Raw genomic sequence first — 25,077 nt, forward strand, 5'->3', positions numbered from 1 at the left:
GAAGTTGGTGTCTCATCCAGTGGCTTTTTCTACAGGCTGGATGCTTGACCAGCACTCTAACGGCCGGGGTCGCCGGAAGTAAACAAGATTTTTGGTCAGTTTGCCTTACCATCTGCGGATGACCCCTGCGAACGCCGACGACAGCTGGCGGCTGACCCACCTGGGCCGCCTGCTCGGCCACGCCATGCGACGCTTCGACGAGCGGGTGCTGGCGCTGATGGCGGACAACGTCGAAGTGCCGCTGGCGCTGTCCAACCTGGCGGCACGCGCCCAGGTGAGCGCCGCGCACGTGCACATCACCCGCCATGTGGCGCTGGAAGGCTCGCGCCTGACCGACCTGGCGCAGCGCGCCGGCATGAGCAAGCAGGCCATGGGCGACCTGGTCGACCAGTGCGAGGCCTGGGGCCTGGTGCGGCGCGAGCAGGACCCGGCCGATGCCCGCGGCCGCATCGTGCGCTTCACGCCCACCGGGCTGGCCTGGCTGCAGGCCTTCAGGGACGCGGTGGCGCAGGCCGAGGCGGAGTTCCGGCAGGAGGTGGGCGCGGAGGTGGCGACCGTGGTGGCCATCGGCCTGGAGGCCTATGCCGGCGCGTGGGGCGCGGGTGCGGCGACACGCTGAGCCGGCTCATTTCGACAACCTCCGCCCTTGCGGGCTGCGGTGCCGTGAGCCTTCGGAGCGGCCGTTCGGCTCATGCGCAGAGCCGACGCCTACAATGAATTCACAACGAGGAGACAACAGCCATGCGCATACTGATTGCCGAAGACGACCAGGTGCTTGCGGACGGCCTGCTGCGCTCGCTGCGCGCCTCCGGCGCCGCCGTGGACCATGTGGCCAGCGGCACCGAAGCCGACGCCGCGCTCATGACCAACAACGAGTTCGACCTGCTGATCCTCGACCTCGGACTGCCCAAGATGCACGGCCTGGAGGTGCTCAAGAAGCTGCGCGGCCGCGGCGCCACCATGCCGGTGCTGATCCTCACCGCCGCCGACGCCGTCGAGGAGCGGGTCAAGGGCCTGGACTACGGCGCCGACGACTACATGGCCAAGCCCTTCAGCCTGCAGGAACTGGAAGCGCGGGTGCGCGCGCTGACGCGCCGCGGCATGGGCGGCGCCAGCAGCACGATCAAGCACGGGCCGCTGGTGTACGACCAGGCCGGCCGGGTGGCCACCATAGACGGCAAGATGGTGGAGCTGTCGGCGCGCGAACTCGGCCTGCTGGAGGTGCTGCTGCAGCGGGCCGGCCGGCTGGTGAGCAAGGACCAGCTGGTGGAACGGCTGTGCGAGTGGGGCGAGGAAGTGAGCAACAACGCGATCGAGGTGTACATCCACCGCCTGCGCAAGAAGATCGAGAAGGGGCCGATCCGCATCGCCACCGTGCGCGGCCTGGGCTACTGCCTGGAGAAGATCCAGCAATGACCGGGGCCACGGGGCCCTGGCGCCGCGCGCGGATGACACCTCGAGCCAGTCATTCGACATGAAGATCTTCCAGCGCGAGCAGCGGTCACTCTTCGGCGAGATCCTCGACTGGATGCTGACGCCGCTGCTGCTGCTGTGGCCGGTGAGCCTGGCGCTGACCTGGCTGGTGGCGCAGAGCATCGCCGGCAAGCCTTTCGACCGCGCGCTCGAGTACAACGTGCAGACGCTGGCGCAGCTGGTGACGGTGCAGAACCAGCGCGTGGTCTTCAACCTGCCACAGCCGGCGCGCGAGCTGCTGCGCGCCGACGACTCCGACCTCGTGTACTACCAGGTGCTGGGGCCGCGCGGCGAATTCCTCTCGGGCGAGCGCGACTTCCCGCGCCCGCCCGACGAGGAGACGTCGCAGCCGGGCGAGGTGCACCTGCGCAACGACGAGATGCGGGGCCTGGACGTGCGTGTGGCCTACATCTGGGTCAAGCCCGAGGGGGCCGGGCCGCAGCCCTCGCTGGTGCAGGTGGCGGAAACGCGCGAGAAGCGCTCGGTGCTGGCCACCGAGATCATCAAGGGCGTGATGCTGCCGCAGTTCGTGATCCTGCCGCTGGCGGTGCTGCTGGTGTGGCTGGCCCTGGTGCGCGGCATCAAGCCGCTGTCGCAGCTGGAAGAGCGCATCCGCGCGCGCAAGCCCGACGACCTCAGCCCGCTGGACGACAAGGCGGTGCCGCTGGAAGTGGCGCCGCTGGTGTCCTCGGTGAACGACCTGCTGACGCGGCTGAAGGATTCGATCGCGACGCAAAAGCGCTTCCTGGCCGACGCCGCGCACCAGCTCAAGACGCCGCTGGCCGGGCTGCGCATGCAGGCCGACCTGGCGCAGCGCGAAGCTTCCAACGCCGAAGAACTCAAGCTGTCGCTCAAGCAGATCGGCCGCTCCAGCATGCGCGCCACCCACACCGTGAACCAACTGCTGGCGCTGGCACGCGCCGAAAGCAGCGGCCAGGCGATCGCGTTCCAGCCCTGCGACCTGGCGCGCATCGTGACCGACGCCGTGCAGGACTCACTGCAGCGCGCGCTCGCGCGTCACATCGACCTGGGCTACGACGGGCCGACGCCCGGCGGCGGCGCGCGCCTGCAGGGCAACCCCACCCTGCTCAAGGAGCTGGTGGCCAACCTGGTGGACAACGCCATCAACTACACGCCTTCCAGCGCCGACAACCCGGGCGTGGTCACGGCCCGCGTGTTCGCCGACCCCTTCGGCGGGGCGCTGGTGCTGCAGGTGGAGGATTCGGGGCCGGGCATCTCGCCGGCCGAACGCGAACTGGTGTTCCAGCCCTTCTACCGCACGCTGGGCACCAACGTCGACGGCTCCGGGCTCGGGCTGCCGATCGTGCTGGAGATCGCCCGCCAGCACGGCGCCGAGATCGTGCTGGATGACGCCCGTCCGGGCCAGCTGCCGCCCGGCACCCGCGTGACCGTGCGCTTTCTCCTGAGCGAGCGCAACGCCGCGCCCGCTGCAGCGACGGCCCAGGCGGCGTCCTAGGAGTCAGGCCGCCGGCGGCTGGTAGACGTTCAGCTGCAGGCGCTCGCGCGCCATCGCCCGCGCCACCGGCGGCAGCTCGGCCAGGCGCTGCACATGCGCCCACAGCGCGGGAAAGCCGGCCGGGTCGTGGCCGGCGAAGCCGCCCCAGCGCAGCAGGGTGAGCGCGTAGGCGTCGATGGGGCCGAAGTTGGCGCCGCCCAGGAAGGCGCGGCCTTGCTGCGCCGCCTGCTGCGCCATCGCCTCGATCTCTTCCAGCATCGGCCGGTACAGCGCCGCGTTGTAGCGCTTGATGGCGGCCTGCGCCGCCGCGTCGTCGCTGAAGCGGTAAGGCATGAACACGTGCGTGAAGGTCGGATGCACGGTGTTGTTCATCCAGGCCAGCGTCTCGAGCGCGCGCGTGCGGGCCAGCGCTGCGCGCGGCAGGAAGTTGCACTGCGGGAACTTGTCGTCCAGGTAGCTGACGATCGCCAGGATCTGCGTGATCACCTCGTCGCCGTCCACCAGCACCGGCACCTGGCCGCGCGGGTTGAGCGTGCGGTATTCGGGGCCCAGGTTTTCCTGCTTGTGCAGCTTGACCAGCACGGCTTCGAAGGGCGCGCCCGCGGCTTCCAGCATGGTGTGCGGCACGAACGAGCAGGCGCCGGGGCCGAAATAGAGCTTGAGGGTCATCGTCTGCTCAATGGCGAGTCAAAAGTCAGCGGCAGGCCCGCAGCGGCTTGCCGTTCAGGGCGGGCACCAGGTTCTCCAGCCGCGGGCGCAGCGCCTCGTCCACCGCCGGCAGCCTGAGCGACTGGCCGCGCGCTTCGGCGCGCTCCTGCACCACCCGGGCGGTGCGCACGCCCTTTTGCGCCAGCGCCTCGAACTGCTGGTTGGCCGCCGTCTCGCTGGGATAGCCGCCCAGCGACAGGCCGGGCTCCAGCGTGGCGTTGGCCAAGGGCTCGAAGGCCACGCCGAGATAGCGCAGCTCCGCCTTCTTGCGCTCGACGGTCGCGCCATCGGGGTACTTGCCCATGTAGACGATCCAGCGCGCAGGCTCGACCGCCGGCTCCAGGCTCCAGCTGCCGGCCGGCCAAGCGTCGACCACCTGCTTGATGCCGGCGGCCTCGACCTCGGTCAGCAGGCTGGCCTGCAGGCATTCGGCCGGACGCGCCGCGCCGGCGCTGCTCACCTCGAGGCGCCGGGCTTCGTCGCTGGGAAGGATGCGGATCGCCTCCGGCTTGATCTGCTGCAAAAGGCGCTGCGGCTCCGACTGCTGCACCGGCGCCAGGCCCCATTCGGACAGCAACCCCTGCGACCACGCGAAGTAGGCCGCATTGGCGAGGAGCAGCAACAGGACGGTGAGACGCAGCATGCAGGATCAGGGCCCGTTCACGGCCGGCCGCACGCTCACTTCGGCGCTGGAGACGCTGGCCATGCCGGCCGCAGTATGCACCAGCAGCGCGCCCGACTCGCCGGCGCCGGCGGCGGTGCCCTCGCGTCCGTCGCTCAGGACGACCGCGCGGCCGCGCAGTGCATCGCGGGCGTTGAAGCGGCTGCGGAAGGGCGCGAAGCCGTGGATCTCGAAGGCCTTCACGGCCTCGACCAGCGGGCGCGCGACGCGCAGCAGGATGTCGCCCGGCGCGGCCGACGGCAGCAGTTCGTCCAGTGCGGCCGGCGGCGTGGACAAGCCCTCGCCCGGCGGCGGCCGCAGGTTCAGGCCGACCCCGATCACGGCATAGCGCGGCGCCTGCGCCGCAGCCAGGCTGGCCGTCTCGATCAGGATGCCGCCCAGCTTGCGGTCCTCGAACCAGAGGTCATTGGGCCACTTGAGCGCCAGGCGCGGGTGCAGGGCCTCGGCCAGCGCGACGCCCACGGCCAGCGACAGCCCGGACCAGTCGGCCGGCGCCAGCGGCAGGCCGAGCGAGAAGGTGAGCGAGTCGCCCGCCGCGCTGTGCCAGCCGCGCCCGAGCCGCCCGCGGCCCGCCGTCTGGCGCTCGGCCGCCAGCAGCGTCGGCGCCATGAAGCCGGCGCGCGCGCGGCGCATCAGCTCGGCGTTGGTGGAGTCGATTTCGGCGACGAGCTCGGCGGCAAAGCCGGGCAGCAGCGGCGTGACCGCCGCTTCGATGGCGCCGCCGTTCCAGGTCATCGCCGGGATCGGCGCTTGGGCGCGAGCAGGGTGCCGCGGCAGTTGCCGCTGCCGCACCAGCAGGGATACTCGGCCTTGAGCGCCTTGGTGTAGGGCGCGTCGATGATGAGCCCGTAGTCGTAGCTCAGCTCCTCGCCGGCCTTGATGTTGCGCAGCGCCTTGATGAATACTCGCCCGTCCTCTTCGTCGGCCTCGCAGTTCGGATCGCAGGAGTGGTTGATCCAGCGCGAGGAGTTGCCGCCGTGCAGGGCGTCGATCACGCGCTTTTCGTCGACGTGGAAATAGAAGGTGTGGTTGGGATCGTTCGGATCATGCGGGTGGCGGCGCTGCGCCTCCTTCCAGGTGATGATCTCGCCCACGTATTCGATGATGGACTCGCCCTCGGCGAGATCCTGCACGGCGAACACGCCCTTGCCGTGCACGCCGGAGCGGCGCACCTGGATGCGGCGGCCGGCGCTGCGTGCGTCGGAATCCTGGGCCGCTTCGTAGGCCCCACCGTTGACTGCCTTTTCTGCCATCGCCAAAAAACCTGTTAACTTGAATACACACACACGTGCGCGTGCGCGTACGCGCGCGTAGGGAATGACGATTGTATGAGCCAAAAGACACTGATCATCGCCGAGAAGCCGTCCGTCGCGCAGGACATCGTGCGCGCGCTCACCCCGGTGGCCGGCAAATTCGACAAGCACGACGATTACTTCGAGAACGGCAACTATGTCGTCACCAGCGCCGTCGGCCACCTGGTGGAGATCCAGGCGCCCGAGCAGTTCGACATCAAGCGCGGCAAGTGGAGCTTCGCGCACCTGCCGGTGATCCCGCCGTATTTCGACCTCAAGCCGGTGGACAAGACCAAGTCGCGCCTGAACGCGGTGGTCAAGCTCGCCAAGCGCAAGGACGTGGCCGAACTGGTCAACGCCTGCGACGCGGGCCGTGAGGGCGAACTCATCTTCCGGCTGATCGAGCAGTACGCCGGCGGCGGCAAGGCGCTGGGCAAGCCGGTCAAGCGCCTGTGGCTGCAGTCGATGACGCCGCAGGCGATCCGCGACGGCTTCGACCAACTGCGCACCGACCGCCAGATGGCAGGCCTGGCGGACGCGGCGCGCTCGCGCTCGGAAGCCGACTGGCTGGTGGGCATCAACGGCACCCGCGCCATGACCGCCTTCAACTCGCGCGACGGCGGCTTCTTCCTCACCACCGTCGGCCGGGTGCAGACGCCGACGCTGGCGGTGGTGGTCGAGCGCGAGGAGCAGATCCGCCGGTTCGTCAGCCGCGACTACTGGGAAGTCCACGCCACCTTCCTGGCCGAGGCGGGCGAGTACGCCGGCAAGTGGTTCGACCCGAACTGGAAAAAGAACCCGGAGGACGCCGAGCAGAAGGCCGACCGCGTCTGGACCGAGAAGGAAGCGCACGCGATCGCGGCAGCGGTGCGCGGCAAGGCCGCCACGGTCACCGAGGAATCCAAGCCGACCACCCAGTCCTCGCCCGGCCTGTTCGACCTGACCTCGCTGCAGCGCGAGGCCAACGGCCGCTTCGGCTTCTCGGCCAAGACCACGCTGGCGCTGGCGCAGTCGCTGTACGAGCGGCACAAGGCGCTGACCTATCCGCGAACCGATTCGCGCCACCTGCCGGAGGACTACCTGCCGGTGGTGAAGGACACCATGGGCATGCTGGCCGGCAGCGGCATGCCCCACCTGGCGCCGTTCGCGCAGCAGGCGATCGACAACAGCTACGTCAAGCCGAGCAAGCGGGTGTTCGACAACGCCAAGGTCAGCGATCACTTCGCCATCATCCCGACGCTGCAGGCACCCAGCGGCCTGTCGGACGCCGAGCAGCGCCTGTACGACCTGGTGGTCAAGCGTTTCCTGTCGGTGTTCTTCCCGAGCGCCGAATACATGGTCACCACCCGCATCTCGCAGGCGGTGGGCCACAGCTTCAAGACCGAGGGCCGGGTGCTAGTCAAGCCGGGCTGGCTGGCCATCTGGGGCAAGGAGGCGGACACGGGCGAGGCCGGCGAGGACAGCAAGGTGCTGGTGCCGGTGAAACCCGGCGAGATGGTGCGGGCCGAGCACGTGGAAGCCAAGGGCCTGAAGACCCGGCCGCCGGCACGGTACAGCGAAGCGACGCTGCTCGGCGCGATGGAAGGCGCGGGCAAGATGGTCGAGGACGACGAGCTGCGCGAGGCCATGCAGGAAAAGGGCCTGGGCACGCCGGCCACCCGCGCGGCCATCATCGAAGGCCTGATCAACGAGAAGTACATGCTGCGCGAAGGCCGCGAGCTGATCCCCACCGCCAAGGCCTTCCAGCTGATGACGCTGCTGCGCGGCCTGGGCGTCGAGGAGCTGTCCAAGCCGGAGCTGACCGGCGAGTGGGAATACAAGCTGGCCCAGATGGAGCACGGCCGGCTGTCGCGCGAAGCCTTCATGCGCGAGATCGCCGAGATGACCAAGCACATCGTGCGCAAGGCCAAGGAGTACGACCGCGACAGCGTGCCGGGCGACTACGCGACCCTGCGCACGCCCTGCCCCAACTGCGGCGGCGTGGTGCAGGAGAACTACCGGCGTTACACCTGCATCGGCAAGCCGAAGGCCGAGCCCTGCGGTTTTTCCTTCACCAAGATCCCGGCCGGGCGCGCGTTCGAGCTGGCCGAGGTCGAGCAGTTCCTGCAGGACAAGAAGATCGGCCCGCTGGAGGGCTTCCGCTCCAAGGCCGGCTGGCCCTTCACCGCCGAGATCGCGCTGAAGTACAGCGAGGAGGACAAGAACTGGAAGCTGGAGTTCGACTTCGGCAACGAGGACAACCCGGCCGAGACCGGCGAGGTGATCGACTTCAGCGGCCAGGAGCCGCTCGGGCCCTGCCCCAAGTGCGGCGCCCGCGTGTTCGAGTGGGGCAGCAACTACCTGTGCGAGAAATCGGTGCCGACGCCGCAGCAGGCCACGCCCAGCTGCGACTTCAAGAGCGGCAAGATCATCCTGCAGCAGCCGGTGGAGCGCGCGCAGATGGAAAAGCTGCTGGCCACCGGCAAGACCGACCTGCTCGACAAGTTCGTGTCCATGCGCACGCGCCGGGCCTTCAAGGCCTTCCTGATGTGGGACAAGGAAGCCGGCAAGGTGAACTTCGAGTTCGAGCCGCGGCAGAGCAAGTTCCCGCCGCGCAAGACCGCCGCAGGCAAGACGGCTGCGGCGCCGGCCAAGGCCGCGGCGAAGAGAGCCGCGCCCGCCAAGAAGGCGGCGCCGGCCAGGAAAGCCGCCGCCAAGGCGCCGCGCAAGACCGCCGCAGGCCTGACCCCCAGCCCGGCGCTGGCCGCGGTGATTGGCAGCGAGCCGGTGGCGCGCACCCAGGTCATCAAGAAGCTGTGGGACTACATCAAGGCGAACGGCCTGCAGGACGCCGCCAACAAGCGCGCCATCAACGCCGACGCCAAGCTGAAACCCGTGTTCGGCAAGGACCAGGTGACGATGTTCGAACTGGCCGGCATCGTCGGCAAGCATCTGAGCTGAGCGCCCGCAACGGCCGAGCTGATCCGCAAGCGGCCGGCTCGCGCCCTTGACCCCAAGCGCGGCCGTGGCGCATCATCCTCTCCCCGACCGGTTGGAGATGCCCATGACCCGCACCCTGATCGCCGCCGCGCTCATCGCCGCCGCGCCGCTGGCGCAAGCCGCCATGAAGCTGGAAAGCCCGGACCTCAAGCCGAACGCGATGATGGACAAGAAGTTCGAGTTCAACGGCTTCGGCTGCGCGGGCGAGAACAAGTCCCCGGCGCTCAAGTGGAGCGGCGCACCCAAGGACGCCAAGAGCTTCGCGGTCAGCGTGTACGACCCCGACGCGCCCACCGGCTCCGGCTGGTGGCACTGGTACGTGATCAACATCCCGGCCGACACCACCGAGCTGCCCGCCGATGCCGGCGCCGCCGGCGGCGCCAAGCTGCCCAAGGGCGCGGCCATGGTCAAGACCGATTTCGGCAGCGCCGCCTGGGGCGGCGCCTGCCCGCCGCAAGGCGACAAGCCGCACCGCTACATCTTCACGGTGTACGCGTTGAAGACCGACAAGCTGGACATCCCGCCCGACGCCAGCGCGGCGCTGGCCGGCTTCATGGTCAACGCCAACAAGATCGGACAGGCGAGCTTCACCGCCAAGTACGGGCGGGCGAAGGCGAAGTGATTCGCTGCCGCAGGGCCGCTAGGCCCTGAGCCCGAGCACGCGCCAGCCGCGCGCGGCCGCGATGGCGGCCAGGCGCGGCGCCGGATCGACCGCCACGGCTTCGTTCACCGCCTCCAGCAGGGGCAGGTCGTTCATCGAGTCGCTATAGGCGGTGCTGTGGAAGTCGGCCAGCGCCGCGCCGCGCCCGCGCAGCCAGTCGTGCAGCCGCGCCACCTTGCCCTCGCGCATGTTGAGGGTGCCCGTGCTGCGGCCGGTGAAGGCGCCCTGCGCGACTTCCGGCTCGATCGCGATCAGGTGCTCGATGCCGAAATGCCGCGCGGTCAGCTCGGTGATGAAGCGGTTGGTGGCGGTGGTCATCACCACCAGGTCGCCCTGCGCCTGGTGCGCCTGCACCAGCCGCAGCGCGGCCGGGGGGATGCGCGGCACCACCCAGTCGCGCAGGAACTCCGCGCGCAGCGGTTCCAGCGACGCCGGGGTGCGGCCGGTGAGCAGACTGAGGTAGAAGCCGGCGAATTCCTGTGCGCTCACGCTGCTGGCGCGGTAGCGCGTCTCCATGTCGGCATTGCGTGGCCCGAAGTCGGCGGCATTGAGCAGGCCGCGCGCCATCAGCAGCTCGCACCACAGCACGTCGCTGTCGCCCGCCAGCAAGGTCTCGTCGAGATCGAACAGGGTCAGGCGCGGCTTCATGGCCGCCGCAGGTGCCAGGCGCGCGGGCGGGTGAAGGTCTCGATGCCGTAGCTCGAGAGCGTCAGCCCCAGGCCCGAGTCGCCGCAGCCGCTCCAGGGCAGCCGCGGGCTGACGCGGTCGCAGCAGTTCCAGTAGACGCTGCCCGCCCGGACCTGCGCCAGCAGCCGCTCGGCGCGCGCGGCGTGGGGCGTGTACACGCCCGCCGTCAGGCCGTAGCGGGTGTCGTTCATCAGCCGCACCGCCTCCTCGTCGCCGGCCACTTTCTGGATGCCGATGATGGGACCGAAGCTTTCCTCGCGCATCAGCGCCATCGTGTGGTCCCCGCGGCTGAAGACGGTGGGCGCATACCAGTTGCCCGGGCCGGGCAGCCGGTGGCCGCCGGTGTGCAGCAGCGCGCCCTTGGCCTTTGCGTCGGCCACCTGCGCATCCAGCACCTGCAGCTGCGGCGCGCGCGTGATGGCGCCGATGTAAGTGTCCTCGCGCATCGGATCGCCGACCCGGAAGCCCTTGACCGCCGCCACGAAGTGGGCGAGGAAGGCGTCGTGAATCTTCTCGTGCACGTAGATGCGCTCGACCGAGCAGCAGCTCTGGCCGGTGTTGTACATGGCGCCGTCGGCCAGCGATTCGGCGGCCGCCTTGGCGTCGGCGTCGTCGCAGACGTAGGTCGGGTCCTTGCCGCCGAGCTCCAGCTGGAGCTTGACCAGGCGGGCACCGAGCGCCTGCGCGATGCGCACGCCGGTCGCGTGCGAGCCGGTGAAGAACAGGCCGTCGATCTGCTGCTCCAGCAGTGCCGCGCCGGTGGCACCGCCGCCGACCAGCGGCACGAACACCTCGCGCGGCACGCCCGCCTCGTGCAGCAGGCGGCCGATCTCCAGGCCGGTCAGCGTGGCGAACTCCGAGGGCTTGTACAGCACCGCGTTGCCGGTCAGCAGCGCCGGCACGATCACGTTGCAGCCGACGAACCACGGGTAGTTCCAGGCCGAGATGTTGGCCACCACGCCCAGCGGCAGGTGCTCGATGCGCTCCATCATCCCGTCCTGGTCGTACACCGTCTCCACCGCGGTGACTGGCTCGACCATGCCGACGAAGAAATCGAGCCGGCCCAGCAGGCCGTTGAGCTCGTTGCGCGACATGCGGATCGGCTTGCCGGTTTCGCGCGTCAGCACTTCCGCCAGCCGCGGCAGCTCGCGCACCACGGCTTCGCGGAAGCGGGCGATGCAGGCCTGGCGCTCGGCCAGCGGCGTGGCGGCCCAGCCCGGCTGCGCGGCGCGCGCGGCCTCGGCCTTGCGCTGCACCGAGGCGGCGTCATCGGCGGGCAACTCGGCGATCGTTTCGCCGGTGGCGGGGTTCTGGATGCTGAGTGAGGTCATGGGCTTCGCGCGGCGGCAGCAGCAGCGAGGAAGTCCGCCAGCAGCGCCGCATCGTCGATCGTGTCGGCGCCGGGCTGGTGGAACTCGGGGTGCCACTGCACCGCGGCCAGGTAGGGCTTGCCGCGATCGGCGCGACGGATGGCTTCGATCAGGCCGTCTTCGTGGCTGAGGGCCTCGACCTCGAAGCCCTCGGCTAGGCGCTTGATGGCCTGGTGGTGGATGCTGTTGACCTTGACGCGCGCGTCCTGCGGATACAGCTGCGCCAGCCGCGTGCCGGCCACGATGTCGACGGTGTGGAAGTTGCGGTCGTACACCGAGGCGTCGCGGTGCGGCAGGGCCTCGGGCAGCTGCGTCGCGATGTCCTGGTAGAGCGTGCCGCCGTAGGCGACGTTGACCAACTGCAGTCCGCGGCAGACGCCGAACACCGGCTTGCCCTGCCGCTCGAAGGCGGCGACCAGGTCGATCTCGTACTCGTCGCGGATCTTGTCGCCGGCCCAGCGCTCCTGCAGTGGCTGCTCGCCGTAGGACAGCGGCGAGACATCGGCGCCGCCGTGCAGCACCAGGCCGTCCAGCCATTGCGCGTAATGGTCCAGCGTGACGTCGCCGCGCCGGGTGGCGCCGCTCGGGCTGGGAATCATCACCGCCAGCGCGCCGGTGGACATCACCCAGTGGGCGATCGACTGCTCCACGTACTGCAGGGTCTTGCCGGTGAACAGCGCCCGCGTCGGGTCCGCGTGCATGAAGCACGCCGAGATGCCGATCTTCAGCCGCTGCGGGTCCACCTTACATCGCCTCGAGGAACAGCCGCTCGAAATCGGCCACGCTCACCGGCCGCGGGTTGGTCTGGTGGCAGATGTCGGCCACCGCGATCTCGACCAGGCGCGGCAGCTGCTCGCGGCGCACGCCGTGCGCGCTAAGGCGGCCGGTGATGCCCACCCGCGCCTTGAGCGCGCGCAGCCAGGGCACGAAAGCTTCGCCGCCACCGTCGACGCGGCAGACGTGCGCGAGCTCGTCGAATTTCTCCGGCACCGCCTGCCGGTTCCAGTCGAGCACGGTGTCGATCATCAGCGCGTTGGCCAGGCCGTGGTGCAGGTCGCACACCGCGCCCAGCGCGTGGGCGCAGGAGTGCACGGCCCCCAGGTCCTTCTGGAAGGCGATCGCGCCCATCATCGAGGCCATCATCATGTCGCTGCGCGCCTGCAGGTTGCCGGGCTCGTGCACGGCCGCCGCCAGCGAACGGGCGGCGATCCGCGTGCCTTCCAGCGCGATGCCGTCGCACAGCGGGTGGTAGGCGGGCGACAGGTAGCTCTCGACGTTGTGGGTGAGCGCGTCCATGCCGGTGGCGGCAGTCACGGCGGCGGGCAGGGCCAGCGTCAGTTCCGGGTCGGCGAACACGGTCCGGGCCAGCACCCTGGGGCTGAAGATGATGCGCTTGAGGTGGGTGTCGTCCTCGCTGATCACCGAGGAGCGCCCCACTTCCGAGCCAGTGCCCGAGGTGGTGGGCAGGGCGACGAAGTACGGCAGCTCCTGGCCGATCGCGCGCACCTGGGGGTGGTCCCAGGCGTACTCGAGGATGTGGCCCGGGTGCGTGGCCGCCAGTCCCACCACCTTGGCCACGTCCAGCGCCGCGCCGCCGCCGAAGCCGATCACGCAGTCGGCGCGGTGGGCGCGGAAGGCCTCGGCGCCGGCCATCACCTGGCTGGCGGTCGGGTTGCCGAACACGCCGGCGTACACCGCGCTGTCCAGGTCCTGCAGGTGCGAGCGGAACTCGGCCAGCACCGGCAGCGCCGCCAGCGCGCGGTCGGTGACGATCAGCGGCCGTGCCAAGCCGCGCTGGCGCAGGTGCCCGGCGACTTCCCGGCGCGCGCCGGCGCCGAAACGGATGGGAGTGGGAAACGCAAACTGGGTGATGCTCACGATGCGGCCCCGAGTTCGATGTACATGTGCTTCTTCGCGTAGTAGCGGCCGCCGACCTTGATGGCGCGCGGCTCGACGCCGAAGGAGCGGAAGCCGCAGCGTTCGTACAGCCGGGCGGCCGGGCCGTCGCCTTCGGTGACGGTCAGCACCACCAGCTCGATGCCGTCCGCGCGCGCCTCGCGCAGCAGCGCCTGGATCAGCGCGCGGCCGGTGCCGCGGCCGCTGAACTCGGGCTCCACGTACATGCCCACCAGCGTCGCCTTGTGGCGGCTCTTGACGCGCGTTTCGCGGTCCAGCCCGACATAGCCGCACAGCTTGCCGTCCCGGAACGCACCCCACAGCTTCATGTGCAATGCCGCGAGGCGCTTCTCGGTGTCCTGCAGCGACTGCCGCTCCAGCTCCTCGTAGCTGGTGGTGAAGGCTTCCGGGTGCTCCATGAACGAGCGCAGGCGCAGCGTGCGGTAGTCCGCCGCATCGCGCAGGCCCAGTCGGCGAATCTCCATGTGTCGAATGCGTCCCTAGATGATTTCGAAGTAGCGTTTCAGTTCCCAGTCGGTCACGCCGTCCAGCCACTGGCGCCATTCCCACTCGCGCGTGGCGGCGAAATGCTCGACGAAGGTATCGCCCAGGAAGTCGCGCGCGACTGCCGAATCGCGGAAGATGCGCGTGGTCTCGATCAGGGTGCGCGGCGCGCGCGGGATGTTCTCTGCGCCCTGGTTGGTGCCGGTGATCGGCGCGGCGGTGAGCTTCAGGCCCTTCTCGACGCCATGCAGGCCGGCCGCCACCACCGCCGCCATCGCCAGGTAGGGGTTGATGTCGGCGCCCGGGCAGCGCGTCTCCAGCCGCGTGGCCTTGGGGCTGCCGGCGATCACGCGGAAGCTGGCGGTGCGGTTGTCCAGGCCCCAGGTCGGCTTCACCGGCGCCCAGAAGCCGTCGACCAGCCGCTTGTAGCTGTTGATGGTGGGCCAGAACATGGGCGCGAATTCCATCAGGCAGGCGAGCTGGCCGGCCAGGTAGCTTTCGAACAGCGGACTCATCCTGGTCGGCGTTTCCGCACCGTAGAACAGGTTGCTCTTGCCGTCCGACAGGCTCTGGTGGATGTGGCCGCTGCAGCCCGGGTACTGCTGGCTCCACTTGGCCATGAAGCTGGGCATGATGCCGAAGCGCGCGCCGATCTCCTTGGCGCCGGTCTTGAACAGCACCGCGCGGTCGGCCTGTTCCAGCGCCTCGGAAAATCCGATCGCCGCCTCGTACACGCCGGGGCCGGTCTCGGTGTGCAGGCCCTCGATCGGCACCCGGAAGGCCAGCATCTCGTCGAGCAGCGCATTGAAGAAGTCGCGGTTCTGGTTGGCGCGCAGCAGCGAGTAGCCGAACATGCCGGGGGTGAGCGTCTCGGGGCCGACCCCCTTCTTGGCGGCCCAGCTCTGCGGCGTCTCGCGGAAATTGAACCACTCGTACTCGACGCCGGTCATCACCTGGAAGCCCAGCTTCCCGGCGCGTGCCAGCACGCGCTTCAAGGTCTGGCGCGGACACACCGGGTAGGGCGTGCCGTCGGCGTTGACGAACTCGCCGAGGAAGAAGTCGACCATGCCGTCCCAGGGCACCTGGCGATGCGTGTCCAGGTCCAGCCGCGCCAGCGCATCGGGAAAGCCGTGCTGCCAGCCGGTCACCTGGGCGTTGTCGTAGCACTGGTCGCCGGAGTCCCAGCCGAACACCACGTCGCAGAAACCGAAGCCGCCCTCGGCCGCGCCCTCGAACTTGTCCTTGTGCAGGTACTTGCCGCGCAGGATGCCGTCGATGTCGCTGCAGGCGACCTTGACCTTGCTCGCGCCGCTCTTGCGGATGGCGTCGAGCGCCGGATGGACCTGGGTGTTCGTTGCCATCGTGTGTTCGATCTCCTCGGGTTAGCCGTTGATCGCGGGCTCGCCGGAGGCGATGCCCATCTCCTCCAGTGCCAGCGCCACCGCGTGCACCGCCTGCTCGATCTCGTTCGGTCCGATGGCGCCGATACAGCCTACGCGAAAAGTCTCGATCTGTGTCAGCTTGCCGGGGTAGAGGATGAACCCGTGTTTCCGCGCGGCCTGGTAGAAGGCCTTGAACTCGTAGCTGGGATCGCCCGGCGCATGGAAGGTAACGATGATGGGCGCCTGGATGCCGGGATCCAGGAAAGGCATGAATCCCAGGCGCGACATGCCGTCGATGAGGGCATGGTAGTTGCGGGTGTAGCGCGCCAGCCGGGCCGGCTGACCGCCTTCCTCCTCGAACTGCGCGATCGCCTCGGCCAGCGCCACCACCACGTGCGTGGGCGGGGTGAAGCGCCACTGGCCGGTTTTTTCCATGTACACATGCTGGTCGTGCAGGTCCATGGCGAGCGACTGGCTCTGGCCGGCGCAGCGGTCCAGCACTTTCTTGCGGATGAACACGAAGCCCATGCCCGGCACGCCTTCCAGGCACTTGCCGCTGGCGGCGACCAGCGCGTCGAACCTGATTTCGCGGGCATCGATCGGCAGGGCGCCGAAGGAACTCATCGCGTCGATGATGAGTCCACGCCGGTGCCGCGCACAGACCTCGGCCACCTGCGGCAGCGGGTTCCACACGCCGGCACCGGTTTCGCAGTGGATCATCACCACATGCGTGATGGAGGCATCGGCCGCGAGCTGGTCGTCCAGCACCTGCGCCGACACCTGCTCGGCCTCGTCGAAAGACACGATCGTGCAGCGCCGGCCCATCAGCGTGGTGAGGCGCGCCGCGCGCTTGCAGTAGGCGCCGTTGTCCAGCACCAGCACATGGCCGTCGCGCGGCACCAGGGTCGCCACCGCGGCCTCCACGCTGAAGGTGCCGCTGCCCTGCAGCGGCACCACCACGTGCGTGTCCTCGGCGTGGATGATCTTCAGCAGGCTGCGGCGCACGCGCGCCGTCACCTCGTTGAAGTCGCTGTCCCAGGAGCCCCAGTCGCGCAGCATCGCCAGCTTGGTGCGCAGCGTGGTGGTCAGCGGTCCGGGGGTCAGCAGGATCTTGTCTCGGTCCATGGGTGTCCTATCTTTCGGTGCCGCGCCAGGCCTGGGTGCGGCGGTCGATCCACCAGGCCAGGGACATGAACAGCAGGGTGGCGGTCGCCGAGGCGGCGGCGATCAGCACCGCCATCGCGGCGGCGGCGCCGATCTCGCCGGCCTCGTCGAGGTTGAGGATGGCGATCGAGGCGACCTTCGTTTCCGGCGAATAGAGGAACACCACGGCCGAAATGGTGGTCATGGCGTTGATGAAGAAGTAGCGGGCGATGTCCACCAGCGCCGGCGTGCAGATCGGCAAGGTCACGCGCCAGAAGGTCTTGAAGAAGGGCACCTTGAGCGAGGCGCTGACGGCCTCGAATTCGCTGTCCAGCGACTTCAGCGCGGTGACCGCCGTCAGGTGGCCGGTGGTGTAGAAGTGGACGACGGTGCACAGGGTCAGCAGCGTCAGCGTGTGATAAAGCGGATTCAGCGGATTGCCCGGCTGGTTGAAGAAGAAGATGTAGCCCAGGCCCAGCACCAGGCCCGGCACCGCCATCGGCAGCATCGCCAGCAGCCGCACGATGGCGCGCAGGCCGTCCATGCCCTTGGTCTTTTCCAGCAGGTAGGCGGCGCAGAACACCAGCGCGGTGCCGAACACCGCGGTGCCCGCCGCCATCTTCAGGCTGTTGACGAAGGCTTCGCCCACTTCGGCGTCGACCAGTCCCAGCATGTAGTGCCGCAGGCTGGGCGTGAGCTTGTAGGGCCAGAAGCTGGCGAAGGAGGCGAACACCGCCATCCCGAGCATGGCCAGCACCAGGAAGGCAATGACGCAGCAGTACAGCGTCATGGCGGCGTCGTACCGGGGCGCGCGCTTGGGCCGGTAGGGCACCGCGCGGGCGGTCAGCATCGCGGTCTGGCGCCGGCTCACGTAGTGGTCCACCGCGAAGGTGATCACGGCCGGCGCCAGCAGCAGGATCGCCACCACCGCGCCCTTGGAAAAGTCCTGCTGGCCGATCACCAGCTTGAACACGTCGGTGGCCAGCACGTTGAAGCTGCCGCCGATCACCTTGGGGATGCCGAAGTCGGTGATCACCAGCGTGAAGGTGACCAGCGCCGCCGAGATCAGGCCGTACTTGGCGCCCGGCAGCGTGATGGTGAGGAACTTGCGCGCCGCACTGGTGCCCATGGCGTCGGCCGCCTCGTACAGGCGCGCGTCGGCCAGCGACAGCGCCGTCACCAGGATCATGAGCGCATGCGGGAAGACCGCGAAGCACTCGGCCAGCACGATGCCCGGCGCGCCGTAGATCTCGGCGATGCCCAGGCCCTTCATCCAGTCGCGCAGCACGCCCTGGTTGCCGAACCAGTAGATCAGCGAGATCGCCGACAGCAGCGAGGGTGCCAGCAAGGGAATCAGCGTGATGCCGCGAAACAGCGGCTTGAGCGGCATGCACGAGCGTGCCAGCGCGTAAGCGAAGCCGAAGGCCAGCGGCACGGTGATCAGGGTCACCAGCGTCGACACCCACACGCTGTTCCACAGGCTGGTGAGCAGCGCCGGGCTGTGGGCATAGGCGATGAAGTTGTCCAGGGCGACGAACTCGCCGGCCTTGCCCTGCACCGCGTGCAGCAGGATGGTCAGCAGCGGCAGGGCGAGGAAGGCGACCAGCGCCAGCGCCACCAGCAGCAGCGCGGCCTGCGCGAGGCGGTCGGTCCAGTGCGCCGATTGCCGGACCGTGCCCGCGGCTTCGCCGGACGATGGCAGCACCGCGGACATCAGAACACCTTGATGCGCTCGGGCAAGAGCTTGAGCTTGAGCGGTGAGCCGACCGACAGCGACCGCTCCGACAGGTAGTTGAGCGACAGGTAGACCGTCAGCCGGTGCTGGTCGAGCGCCGGCGAGGCCACCTTCACATGGCAGTACGAACCGAGGAACTCGATCTTCTCGATTTCGGCGTCGAACACATGGGCATCGCCCTCGGCGATGGGCCGCGCCAGCACGTCTTCCGGCCGCAGGTACACGCGCGCCTCGCGGTCCTCGCCTTCGCAGGGCAGGTGCAGCGCGCCGACGCGCAGCTCGCCGCCGGCGATGCGCGCCGGCAGCACGTTGACCTTGCCGACGAAATCGGCGACGAAGGGCGAGGCCGGCTCGCGGTAGATATCCAGCGGCGTGCCGGCCTGCTCGATCGCGCCCTGGTTCATGACCACGATGCGGTCGGCCACCGACAGCGCCTCTTCCTGGTCGTGGGTGACCATGATGGTGGTGACGCCCACCTTCTGCTGCAGCGCGCGGATCTCCTGGCGCAGCCGCACGCGCTCCAGCGCATCGAGCGCCGACAGCGGCTCGTCCAGCAGCAGCAGCCCGGGCGAGGTGGCCAGGGCCCGGGCCAGGGCGATGCGCTGCTGCTGGCCGCCCGAGAGCTGGCCCGGGTACTTCTTCTGGCTGCCGGGCAGCCCGACCAGCTTGAGCAGCTCGGCCACGCGCGCCTCGATCTGCGTGCGCGGCACCCGGCGATTCACCAGCCCGTAGGCCACGTTGTCGGCCACCGTCAGGTTCGGAAACAGCGCATAGCTCTGGAACACGATGCCGTAGTCGCGCTGCGCCGGCGGCAGGCGCGAGATATCGCGGCCGTTCTGCCAGACCTCGCCGGAGGTCTGCACCTCCAGCCCGGCGATGATGCGCAGCAGCGTGGTCTTGCCGCAGCCCGAGGGCCCCAAGAAGCAGACGAACTCGCCCTGGCGGATGCCCAGGTCAATGGCTTGCAGCGCAGTGAATGCGCCGAACTCCTTGTGGATCCGGCGCAGCTCGATGACATGCGGCGCCGCTGCGCCGTTCGCTGATGATTGAGCGGCGGCTTCCTGCGTCATGCGATCAGGGGCTGCGCTTTTCGCTCTTGCTGTCGTAGCGCTTGGTCCACTCGGCCAGGATGCGCTCGCGGTTCTCGGCGGCCCAGCCGAAGTCCATCTTCACCAGGCGCGCTTCATAGTCCTTGGGCACGTTGGGCAGCGGCGCCGCCACGCCCGGCTGCGCGGTGATGGCGAAGTTCTTGCCGTACAGCAGCATGGCGTCCTTGCTCGACGCCCAGTCGGCCAGCTTCTTGGCGGCCTCGAGCTTCTTGGTGCCCTTGTGGATGGCGAAGGCCTCCAGGTCCCAGCCCAGGCCTTCCTTGGGGAACACCAGGTCGATCGGCGCGCCCTTGGCCTTGTTGCTGTTGGCGCGGTACTCGAAGGAGATGCCCATCACGTACTCGCCGGAGGCCGCCATGTTGCAGGGCTTGGAGCCGGAATGGGTGTACTGCGCGATGTTCTCGTGCAATGCGTCCATGTACTTCCAGCCGCCGCCCTTGCCGCCGTCGTCGCCGAACAGCGAGAGCCAGGCCGTCACGTCGAAGTAGCCGGTGCCGCTGGAGGCCGGGTTGGGCATCACGATCTGGCCCTTGTAGACCGGCTTGGCCAGGTCTTTCCAGGTCTCCGGCTTGGGCAGGTTGCGCTTCTGCGCTTCGACGGTGTTGAAGCACACCGTGGCGCCCCACACGTCCATGCCCCACCAGGCCGGCGGCTTCTTCTTGTCGCGGTACTGGCTCATGATCGCGTCCAGGTTCAGCGGCGCGTAGGGCTCGAGCATGCCGTTCTTGTCCATCAGCGCCAGGCTGGTGGCCGCCACACCCATCACCACGTCCGCCTGCGGGTTGGCCTTTTCGGCCAGCAGCTTGGCGGTGATCACGCCGGTGGAATCGCGCACCCACTTCAACTCGATCTCCGGATGGAGCTTGTTGAAGCCTTCCTGGTAGGCCTTGAGCTGGTCGGTCTCCAGCGCGGTGTAGACCAGCAGTTGGGTCTTCTGCGCGAAGGCGGCGGCCGCGAAGGCCGCCAGGCCGAGCACGAGGGTGGTTTTCAGGGCGAGGGACGAACGCATGAGTGGGACTCCTACAAACAGTGAAGAACGCTTGCGGACCGCCGGTGACCCTGTGACGACAACGCTGTCACTCCTCCCCGACCATGGGCACCTCGCGGTTGATTTAACGTCGCGCTGGATATGCTGTCAATTGTTTTTTGCAGATTGTTGACAATCCCCGCGATGCTGCTTTAATCAGGGCATGAATGCCGTCGCGCATCCCACGATCGCACTGCTTCAGAGCAGTTCGCTCACGAGCGTGGTGCAGCAGGAGATCGAGCGCGCCATCCTGCAGGGCGAATACGCGCCCGGCAGCAAGCTGATCGAAGCCACCCTGGCGCAGAAGATGGGCGTGTCGCGCGGCCCCGTGCGCGAAGCCTTCCGCATGCTGGACGAAGCCGGCCTGGTGCGCACCGAGAAGAACCGCGGGGTGTTCGTGCGCGACATCCCGATCGACGAGGCGGTGGAGATCTTCGACCTGCGCGCCGCCATGGACGAACTGGTGGGGCGCCGGCTCGCCGCCAGCATCACGCCGGCCCAGCTCAAGGAGCTCAAGGGCCTGGTGGACGCGATGGAAAAGGCGGTGAAGGCGCAGGACGCCTACCAGTACCACCTGCTGAACCTCAAGTTCCACGACCGCCTGGTCGAGATGGCCGGCAACGGCAAGCTGACCGCGATCTATCGCAAGCTGATCAAGGAGCTGTCGCTGTTCCGGCGCCTGAACCTGGCCGACGGCTGGCTGCTGCCGATCTCCGCCGGCGAGCACCGCCAGATCATCAAGGCGATCGCCTCGGGTGACCCGGAGGCGGCCGGCAAGGCCCTGTTCGAGCATGTGATGGAAAGCAAGCAGCGCACGATCGAGAACGACCTGCGGCGCCGCGAGCGGGCGCAGGCCGCCAACGCCCGGAAGGTTCCCCGTGCTGCACGTCAATAAGCGCGACTATCAACTGCCGTTGCAACCCACCGTGGTGGTCTGCGTGGACGGCTGCGAGCCCGACTACATCGCGCAGGTCGTGGCCGCCGGCCAGGCACCCTGGCTGAAGCGAACGCTGGCCGAGGGCACCGGCCTGGTGGCCGATTGCGTGGTGCCCAGCTTCACCAACCCGAACAACCTTTCCATCGTGACCGGCGCGCCGCCCAGCGTGCACGGCATCTGCGGCAATTACCTGTTCGACATGGCCAGCGGCGAAGAGGTCATGATGAACGACCCGAAATGGCTGCGCGCGCCCAGCGTGCTGGCCGCCCTGTCCGAGGCCGGTCGGCGCGTGGCCGTGGTGACGGCCAAGGACAAGCTGCGCCGGCTGCTGGGCCATGGCGTGCGCGGGGGCATCTGCTTCTCCTCGGAAAAGGCCAACCAGGTCACCCAGGAAGAGAACGGCATCACCGATGTGCTCGGGCTGGTGGGCCGCCCGGTGCCGGATGTCTACAGCGCCGAGCTGTCGGAGTTCGTGTTCGCCGCCGGCGTGCAGCTGATGGCGAAGCATCGGCCCGACGTGATGTACCTGTCGACCACCGACTACGTGCAGCACAAGCACGCGCCGGGCACGCCGCAGGCCAACGCCTTCTACGCCATGATGGACGGCTACCTGGGGCAGCTGGACGCGGCCGGCTGCCTGATCGCGCTCACCGCCGACCACGGCATGAATGCCAAGGTGGGCCTGGACGGCGCGCCCGACGTGATCTACCTGCAGGACTGGTTCGACCGCGAACTGGGCGCGGGCCAGGCGCGCGTGATCCTGCCCATCACCGACCCCTACGTGGTGCACCACGGCGCGCTCGGCTCCTTCGCCACGGTGTACCTGCCCGAAGGCGTCGCGCCCAGCCAGGTCATGCCGGCCCTGCAGCGCCTGCGCGGCATGGAGCTGGTGCTGGAGCGCGCCGCGGCGGCGCAGCGCTTCGAACTCCCGGCCGACCGCATCGGCGACATCGTCTGCGTCTCCGAGCGCTCCACCGTGATCGGCAGCAGCGCCAGCCGGCACGACCTGTCGGGGCTGGACGCGCCGCTGCGCTCGCACGGCGGCATCAGCGAGCAGCGCGTGCCCCTGATCCTCAACCGCAAGCTGCGCGGCTTCGACTCCAGCCGGCGGCTGCGCAACTTCGACGCCTTCGAGCTGGCGCTGAACCATGCGCAATAGGTCCAGCCCCGCCGCCGAATTCATTCACGAGCACCAGCTCGATGCCATGCGCATCGCCGGCCGGCGCGTGGGCGCGGGCCGCGAGAGCGTGATCGGGGTATCCAACCCGTACACCGGTGAGCGGCTCGGCAGCGTGCCCAAGGCAAGCGTCGGTGAGGTGCGCGAGGCGTTCGCCGCCGCAGCCGCTTTCAAGGCGCGGCTGACGCGCTTCGAGCGCGCCGCCATCCTGAACCAGGCGGCGGCAATCGTGCGCGAGCGCGCCAGCGAGATTTCCGCGCTGATCACCGCCGAGTCCGGGCTGTGCGTGAAGGACTCGATGTACGAAACCGGCCGGGTGGCCGACGTGCTGCTGTTCGGCGCCACCGAGGTGCTGCGCGACGACGGGCAGATTTTCAGCTGCGACCTGACGCCGCAGGGCAAGAAGCGGCGCGTGTACACGCAGCGCGCGCCGCTGCTGGGCGCGATCAGCGCGATCACGCCCTTCAACCACCCGATGAACCAGGTCGCGCACAAGGTGGTGCCCAGCGTGGCCACCAACAACCGGATGGTGCTCAAGCCCTCGGAGAAGGTGCCGTTCTCGGCGATCCTGTTCGCCGACATCCTGTACGAGGCCGGGCTGCCCCCGGCGATGCTGTCCATCGTCACCGGCGATCCGCGCGAGATCGCCGACGAGCTGATCACCAACGAAGCGGCCGACCTGGTGACCTTCACCGGCGGCGTGGCGATCGGCAAGCACATCGCCGCGCGCGCCGGCTACCGGCGCATCGTGCTCGAGCTCGGGGGCAACGATCCCCTCATCGTGATGGAGGACGCCGACCTCGAGGAAGCCTCCACGCTGGCGGTGCAGGGCTCGTACAAGAACTCGGGCCAGCGCTGCACCGCGATCAAGCGCATGCTGGTGCACGAGTCGGTGGCGGCGGAGTTCACCGAGCGCGTCGTGGCCAAGACCCAGGCCTGGAAGCACGGCGACCCCGGCGACCCGGGCATGGACATGGGCACGGTGATCGACGAGGCGGCCGCCCGGCTGTTCGAGGCGCGCGTCGAGGAGGCGCTGGCCCAGGGCGCGCGCCTGCTGGCCGGCCAGCGGCGCGAAGGCGCGCTGTTCGCGCCCACCGTGCTCGACCGCGTGCGGCCCGAGATGACCGTGGTGCGCGAAGAGACCTTCGGCCCGGTGTCGCCCATCCTCACCTTCCGCCATATCGACGAAGCGATCGCGCTGTCGAACGGCACCGCCTACGGCCTGTCGAGCTCGGTGTGCACCAACCGCCTCGACTACATCACCCGCTTCGTCGACGAGCTGCAGGTGGGCACGGTGAACGTGCGCGAGGTGCCCGGCTACCGGCTGGAGCTCACGCCCTTCGGAGGCATCAAGGACTCCGGCCTGGGCTACAAGGAAGGCGTGCAGGAGGCGATGAAGAGCTTCACCAACCTCAAGACCTACTCGCTGCCATGGCACTGAGCCTGGCCGACATCGAACAGCTGTTTGCCGCCCGCGGCGCGGAGCAATACAGCGGCGAGCCGGTGACGCAGCTGGAACACGCCTTGCAGTGCGCGGCGCTGGCCGAGCAGGAAGGGGCGGACGACGAACTGGTGACCGCGGCCTTGCTGCACGACCTGGGCCACCTGCTGCACGACCTGGGCGCGACGCCCACGCTGCAGGGCGTGGACGACCTGCACCAGTTCCGCGCGCTGCCCTTTCTGCGCGGCGGCTTCGGTGCCGGCGTGCTGGACCCGATCCGGCTGCACGTGGAGGCCAAGCGCTACCTGTGCGCGGTGCGCCCGGCGTACTTCGCGGCGCTGTCCCAGGATTCCAAACGCTCGCTCGCGCTCCAGGGCGGCATCTTCAGCGAGGACCAGGCCAAGGCCTTCATCCGGCGCGAGGGCGCGGCGCAGGCGGTGCGGCTGCGCGAGTGGGACGACCTGGCCAAGACCCCGGGCCTGCCGACACCGCCGCTGCCGCATTTCCTCGAGCGCGCCGGGCGCTGCGTGCTGGCCGTGGCGGCATGACGCTCACCTGGCCGGTCGCCGCGGCAGTGCTGTTCGGCGCCCTGCTGCACGCGAGCTGGAACGCGCTGGTCAAGTCCAGTCACGACAAGGCGCTGGACACCGCCACCATCCACCTGGTCGGCTCGCTGGTGGCGCTGCCCCTGGCGCTGCTGCTCGGCTGGCCGGCTGCCGCCTCCTGGCCCTACATCCTGGCCTCGGTGGTGATCCACATCGGCTACTACATCGCCCTCACCGGCGCCTACAAGCACGGCGAGCTCGGGCTCACCTATCCGCTGATGCGCGGCACCGCGCCGCTGCTGGTGGCTTTGTCGGCGTCAATGACGGTGGGCGAGACGCTGTCGCCGCTGGCCTGGGCCGGGGTGCTGGGGGTCAGTTGCGGCGTGCTGGCGCTGGGCCTGTCGCGCCATGCCCTGGATTCGCCGCGCGCGGTCGGCTTCGCACTGGCGAACGCGGTGGTGATCGCCCTGTACACCGTGGTGGACGCACTGGGGGCGCGCGCCAGCGGCAATCCGCTGCAGTACGTGGTGGCGCTGTTCGTGCTGGACGGCTGGCCGTTCGCGCTGATGGTGCTGGCGCGCCGCGGCGGCGCCACCGCCTGGCCCTATGTGCAGCGGCGCTGGCCGGTGGCCTTGGTGGCCGCCAGTGCCTCGCTCGGCTCCTATGGCATCGCGCTGTGGGCGATGACGCGCGCGCCGGTGGCCACCGTCGCCGCCCTGCGCGAGACCTCGGTGCTGTTCGCCGCGCTGCTCGGCACCTGGTTCCTCAAGGAAGCCTTCAGCCTGCGGCGCGCCGTCGGCACCGCCGCCATCGTCGGCGGCGTGATGGCGCTGCGTCTCGGCTAGGGACCCA

General features: G+C 69.2%; 24 protein-coding genes. 10 read left to right on the forward strand and 14 right to left on the reverse strand.

Annotated features, from left to right (window positions below):
- Positions 1-118: 118 nt before the first annotated feature.
- The 3 genes from UC35_RS09845 to UC35_RS09855 all read left to right on the forward strand — a co-directional run bounded on the left by UC35_RS09845 (position 119) and on the right by UC35_RS09855 (position 2,950).
- Positions 119-619, forward strand: coding sequence for a MarR family winged helix-turn-helix transcriptional regulator (locus tag UC35_RS09845; RefSeq protein WP_061498684.1), 501 nt, complete (start codon positions 119-121; stop codon positions 617-619).
- Positions 620-741: 122 nt separating this feature from the next.
- On the forward strand, positions 742-1,416 hold the full coding sequence (locus tag UC35_RS09850; RefSeq protein ID WP_061498687.1) for a response regulator transcription factor: 675 nt from the start codon (positions 742-744) through the stop codon (positions 1,414-1,416).
- 58 nt (positions 1,417-1,474) lie between these two features.
- Complete coding sequence (locus UC35_RS09855; protein WP_061498691.1) at positions 1,475-2,950, forward strand: sensor histidine kinase; 1,476 nt, start codon at positions 1,475-1,477, stop codon at positions 2,948-2,950.
- 3 nt (positions 2,951-2,953) lie between these two features.
- Here the strand turns inward: UC35_RS09855 and UC35_RS09860 are convergent, their stop codons facing one another.
- The 4 genes from UC35_RS09860 to UC35_RS09875 are packed head-to-tail and all read right to left on the reverse strand — an operon-like array spanning position 2,954 to position 5,593.
- The gene (locus UC35_RS09860) at positions 2,954-3,619 is read right to left on the reverse strand and encodes a glutathione S-transferase family protein (protein ID WP_061498694.1); all 666 of its coding nucleotides are present in this window, start codon (positions 3,617-3,619) and stop codon (positions 2,954-2,956) included.
- A gap of 25 nt (positions 3,620-3,644) precedes the next feature.
- Complete coding sequence (locus tag UC35_RS09865) at positions 3,645-4,301, reverse strand: hypothetical protein (RefSeq protein ID WP_061498697.1); 657 nt, start codon at positions 4,299-4,301, stop codon at positions 3,645-3,647.
- A 6-nt stretch (positions 4,302-4,307) separates the two neighbouring features.
- On the reverse strand, positions 4,308-5,075 hold the full coding sequence (locus tag UC35_RS09870) for a biotin--[acetyl-CoA-carboxylase] ligase (RefSeq protein ID WP_061498700.1): 768 nt from the start codon (positions 5,073-5,075) through the stop codon (positions 4,308-4,310).
- On the reverse strand, positions 5,072-5,593 hold the full coding sequence (locus UC35_RS09875) for an SET domain-containing protein (protein WP_061498703.1): 522 nt from the start codon (positions 5,591-5,593) through the stop codon (positions 5,072-5,074). The genes UC35_RS09870 and UC35_RS09875 overlap by 4 nt, the downstream gene beginning before the upstream one ends.
- 75 nt (positions 5,594-5,668) lie before the next feature.
- Between UC35_RS09875 and UC35_RS09880 the strand changes: the two genes are divergently transcribed.
- Together UC35_RS09880 and UC35_RS09885 are read left to right on the forward strand one after the other, a co-directional pair.
- Entirely contained in the window at positions 5,669-8,572 is a 2,904-nt protein-coding gene (locus tag UC35_RS09880) for a DNA topoisomerase III (RefSeq protein WP_061498706.1), read from the forward strand.
- 103 nt (positions 8,573-8,675) lie between these two features.
- Positions 8,676-9,233: a YbhB/YbcL family Raf kinase inhibitor-like protein gene (locus UC35_RS09885; protein WP_082792991.1), complete on the forward strand. Its 558-nt coding sequence runs from the start codon at positions 8,676-8,678 to the stop codon at positions 9,231-9,233.
- Positions 9,234-9,251: 18 nt separating this feature from the next.
- Here UC35_RS09885 and UC35_RS09890 read toward each other — a convergent pair whose 3' ends face one another.
- The 10 genes from UC35_RS09890 to UC35_RS09935 are packed head-to-tail and all read right to left on the reverse strand — an operon-like array spanning position 9,252 to position 20,107.
- On the reverse strand, positions 9,252-9,920 hold the full coding sequence (locus UC35_RS09890; RefSeq protein WP_061498708.1) for an HAD family hydrolase: 669 nt from the start codon (positions 9,918-9,920) through the stop codon (positions 9,252-9,254).
- Complete coding sequence (locus UC35_RS09895; RefSeq protein ID WP_061498710.1) at positions 9,917-11,290, reverse strand: aldehyde dehydrogenase family protein; 1,374 nt, start codon at positions 11,288-11,290, stop codon at positions 9,917-9,919. The genes UC35_RS09890 and UC35_RS09895 overlap by 4 nt, the downstream gene beginning before the upstream one ends.
- A complete protein-coding gene (locus UC35_RS09900; RefSeq protein ID WP_227820516.1) occupies positions 11,287-12,072 on the reverse strand; it encodes a gamma-glutamyl-gamma-aminobutyrate hydrolase family protein in 786 nt (261 codons plus the stop codon). Before UC35_RS09900 ends, UC35_RS09895 begins: the two co-directional genes overlap by 4 nt.
- 1 nt (position 12,073) lies before the next feature.
- Complete coding sequence (locus UC35_RS09905; protein WP_061498713.1) at positions 12,074-13,207, reverse strand: iron-containing alcohol dehydrogenase; 1,134 nt, start codon at positions 13,205-13,207, stop codon at positions 12,074-12,076.
- Positions 13,204-13,710 (reverse strand): GNAT family N-acetyltransferase, encoded by a 507-nt coding sequence (locus UC35_RS09910; protein WP_061498716.1) that lies wholly within the window; start codon positions 13,708-13,710, stop codon positions 13,204-13,206. Before UC35_RS09910 ends, UC35_RS09905 begins: the two co-directional genes overlap by 4 nt.
- A gap of 15 nt (positions 13,711-13,725) precedes the next feature.
- Positions 13,726-15,090 (reverse strand): glutamine synthetase family protein, encoded by a 1,365-nt coding sequence (locus UC35_RS09915; protein WP_061498719.1) that lies wholly within the window; start codon positions 15,088-15,090, stop codon positions 13,726-13,728.
- A 21-nt stretch (positions 15,091-15,111) separates the two neighbouring features.
- Entirely contained in the window at positions 15,112-16,236 is a 1,125-nt protein-coding gene (locus UC35_RS09920; protein ID WP_061498722.1) for a 2-aminoethylphosphonate--pyruvate transaminase, read from the reverse strand.
- 7 nt (positions 16,237-16,243) lie between these two features.
- Positions 16,244-17,968 (reverse strand): putative 2-aminoethylphosphonate ABC transporter permease subunit, encoded by a 1,725-nt coding sequence (locus UC35_RS09925; protein WP_061498725.1) that lies wholly within the window; start codon positions 17,966-17,968, stop codon positions 16,244-16,246.
- Positions 17,968-19,059 (reverse strand): putative 2-aminoethylphosphonate ABC transporter ATP-binding protein, encoded by a 1,092-nt coding sequence (locus UC35_RS09930; RefSeq protein WP_061498727.1) that lies wholly within the window; start codon positions 19,057-19,059, stop codon positions 17,968-17,970. Before UC35_RS09930 ends, UC35_RS09925 begins: the two co-directional genes overlap by 1 nt.
- 4 nt (positions 19,060-19,063) lie before the next feature.
- Positions 19,064-20,107: a putative 2-aminoethylphosphonate ABC transporter substrate-binding protein gene (locus UC35_RS09935; protein ID WP_061498731.1), complete on the reverse strand. Its 1,044-nt coding sequence runs from the start codon at positions 20,105-20,107 to the stop codon at positions 19,064-19,066.
- 181 nt (positions 20,108-20,288) lie between these two features.
- Here UC35_RS09935 and UC35_RS09940 point away from each other — a divergent pair, with 181 nt between their 5' ends.
- From UC35_RS09940 to UC35_RS09960, 5 genes are read left to right on the forward strand one after another with little or no spacing between them, the layout of a single operon-like run.
- Positions 20,289-21,020 carry a phosphonate utilization associated transcriptional regulator gene (locus UC35_RS09940; RefSeq protein WP_082792993.1) on the forward strand — a complete coding sequence of 244 codons (732 nt, stop codon included), beginning with the start codon at positions 20,289-20,291 and terminating at the stop codon, positions 21,018-21,020.
- Positions 21,004-22,221: a phosphonoacetate hydrolase gene (gene phnA, locus UC35_RS09945; RefSeq protein ID WP_061498733.1), complete on the forward strand. Its 1,218-nt coding sequence runs from the start codon at positions 21,004-21,006 to the stop codon at positions 22,219-22,221. Before UC35_RS09940 ends, phnA begins: the two co-directional genes overlap by 17 nt.
- Positions 22,211-23,680, forward strand: a complete 1,470-nt coding sequence (gene phnY, locus UC35_RS09950) for a phosphonoacetaldehyde dehydrogenase (RefSeq protein WP_061498736.1) — start codon at positions 22,211-22,213, stop codon at positions 23,678-23,680. The genes phnA and phnY overlap by 11 nt, the downstream gene beginning before the upstream one ends.
- Complete coding sequence (locus UC35_RS09955; RefSeq protein WP_061498740.1) at positions 23,671-24,228, forward strand: phosphonate degradation HD-domain oxygenase; 558 nt, start codon at positions 23,671-23,673, stop codon at positions 24,226-24,228. Before phnY ends, UC35_RS09955 begins: the two co-directional genes overlap by 10 nt.
- Positions 24,225-25,070 carry an EamA family transporter gene (locus tag UC35_RS09960; protein WP_061498743.1) on the forward strand — a complete coding sequence of 282 codons (846 nt, stop codon included), beginning with the start codon at positions 24,225-24,227 and terminating at the stop codon, positions 25,068-25,070. Before UC35_RS09955 ends, UC35_RS09960 begins: the two co-directional genes overlap by 4 nt.
- The last annotated feature ends 7 nt before the right edge of the window (positions 25,071-25,077 follow it).

Origin of the sequence: Ramlibacter tataouinensis (assembly GCF_001580455.1) — a bacterium.
Lineage (GTDB): Bacteria > Pseudomonadota > Gammaproteobacteria > Burkholderiales > Burkholderiaceae_C > Ramlibacter > Ramlibacter tataouinensis_B.